Origin of the sequence: Ilumatobacter sp. (assembly GCF_041688325.1) — a bacterium.
Lineage (GTDB): Bacteria > Actinomycetota > Acidimicrobiia > Acidimicrobiales > Ilumatobacteraceae > Ilumatobacter_A.
This window is the reverse complement of the sequence record NZ_JBDNIJ010000031.1, coordinates 1-2,177: the sequence shown is the minus strand read 5'-3', so window position 1 is coordinate 2,177 and position 2,177 is coordinate 1. Positions and strand designations below refer to the sequence as shown.

At 64.6% G+C, this 2,177-nt stretch carries 3 protein-coding genes; all 3 read left to right on the top strand.

The window, feature by feature from the left end; genetic code table 11:
• The coding region (locus tag ACH2EI_RS02280; protein WP_395159027.1) for a toprim domain-containing protein at positions 1-1,141 on the top strand (1,141 nt) is incomplete at its 5' end.
• Positions 1,142-1,213: 72 nt separating this feature from the next.
• Positions 1,214-1,660, top strand: a complete 447-nt coding sequence (locus ACH2EI_RS02275; RefSeq protein WP_395159025.1) for a hypothetical protein — start codon at positions 1,214-1,216, stop codon at positions 1,658-1,660.
• Positions 1,661-1,752: 92 nt separating this feature from the next.
• Positions 1,753-2,177: hypothetical protein (locus ACH2EI_RS02270; protein WP_395159023.1), on the top strand; the 425-nt coding region annotated here is incomplete at its 3' end.

The following is a 2,177-nucleotide window of genomic DNA, read 5'->3' as shown; positions in this document are numbered from 1 at the left end:
CGATGGTTCTGCCGATGCGATTGCGAGTCGAGTAGTGAGCGACCGCGCGTTCCAGATCGACCGTAACGACTTGTTGGCGCGCGTCGACTTGGTGTCGGTGCTCGACGGACTGTCGCCTGGTCAAGGCCACGGGCGTGGCCGGCAGTGGCATTGTCCGTCGCCTTCGCACGAAGACATCCGGCCCTCGGTGAAGGTGCAGATTGATTCGTCTGGGACGCAGCGTTGGCGGTGCTGGTCCGGTGGCGAGTCAGGCACGGCGATCGACGCGGTCATGTCGGCACGATCGATGCCGGTGGGTGAAGCGATTCGCTGGTTGAACGACAATCACGCTCATCTCGAAGTGCTCCCGCGGCGTGCCGCGCCAGAATCGCGTCCGGTCGGCCAACCCGCACGAGAGGCCGTCGACTACGTGGCGCGTTGCGAGAAGCTGCTGTGGTCGGGCTCTGGACGGTCGGTGCATGACTGGTTGCATCAGCGGGGTCTGGGCGACGACGTGCTTCGTGTGAACAAGGTCGGTGCCGATCCGGGCCGGCGGTTCTTGCCGCGTCCGAAAGGACTGCCGGGAGGATGGCCGGCTGCGGTGTTCCCCGCCCTCGACCGTGTCGGTGGCGTTGCCTACTTTCAGGCGCGTTTCTTGGAGCCGCCGGAGGGCCGCGACAAGTACGACAATCCGTCGCGGCGGTGGGCAGCGAACCCTCGTGTTGCATGGACGTCGGTACCGGATTCGGTCGAGGGGCGCCGCGGTGTGCTCGTGGTTGCTGAGGGCGCGCCGGATGCGTTGATGGCAGCGCAGGCCGGCTTCGCGTCGGTCGCGGTGTTGGGGTCGATGTACCCCGACAGTCGGGTGGCCGATGCGATTGCCGGGTTCGTTCGCGACAACGACGTCGCGGTCGCTGTCTGTTTCGACTGCGACGTGTCGGAGTCGGGAGCGAAGGGCGCAACGAAACTGATCGGGCTCCTCGCCGAACGCGGCGTCACCAACATCGAGAACGTGGTTCCCCCGCAGGGGATGGACCTGTCGGACTGGGCGTCGGTCACTGATGAATGGACCACCGTGTTCGACCACGCCGCTGTTGCGGGTGTCGAGGCTTCGACCGTGCCGACCCTTGACGCCGGGCCCGGCATGGACCTTGGAATCTGACCCGGAGACGTAAGATGGCTGAGGCTTCCCCCCAACCTGATGGACAGATGTCGTTGTTCGATTCGAGCAACGATGTCTCTGAACCAGACGAAGGACATGATCATGTCGAAGATGTGGAACCTGTCGCGCAAGGCGCTGCGGGAAGCAATCACCGAGACGTTGGAAGCCGACGACCCCATCCATCACCGGTGGCTGCAGGAACACCCGCGGTCCACCGAGATCCTGAGCCAGTTGACGAGCGAGGCGTTGCAGATGATGTCGTCGGCATTGACGGAGCGCTCTTGGGTCCCTCAGCGGACAACCTTCTGGTCGACGGCCACCGAGAGCGAAGCCGAGGTGCAGACAACGGTGATCGACATGTTGCTGGGAGTGGACGGCCTCTGGTCGAGCCTGGACGACGAATTCCCCCGCACGGCACCGAAGCCGACAGCGTTGGAGTTGACGCACGAACGGATGGGCACGGTGTCGATCATCCCGCGTTCCGCCCCGATCCGTCGCGGCTCGCACCGCGTGGACTGAGCGAACGCGTTGCACGCAACGTTGCAGTCGTCGAGCTGATTGACGATCTCGAATCGAGCGGGCGGACGATCACCGATGTCGATCGTGCGGTGTTGTCAGGGTGGACCGGCTGGGGTGCCGCGTCGAAGCTGTTCGAACCCGACGACACGACACTGGATTCTGCGCGAGAGCGTCTGTCGAGGTTCTTCGATGACGACGATTGGGCGGCGGCGAAACGTTCGACACTGAACGCTCACTTCACCGACCCTGCCATCACCACAGCAATGTGGTCCATGATGCAAGCCACCGGCTTTCACGGAGGCCGGGTGTTGGAGCCGGGGTGCGGGACGGGGCTGTTCATCGGGACCGCACCGATGCCGGTTCGTGACGCGTCGTCGTTCGTTGGGGTCGAACTCGAGCCGGTCACCGCGAAGGTCGCTCAGCTGCTGTACCCGGAGGCCGACGTGCGCTCGATCGGTTTCGAGAAGGTGCGCGACGTCGATGGGTCCTTCGACGCTGCGATCGGCAACGTCCCGTT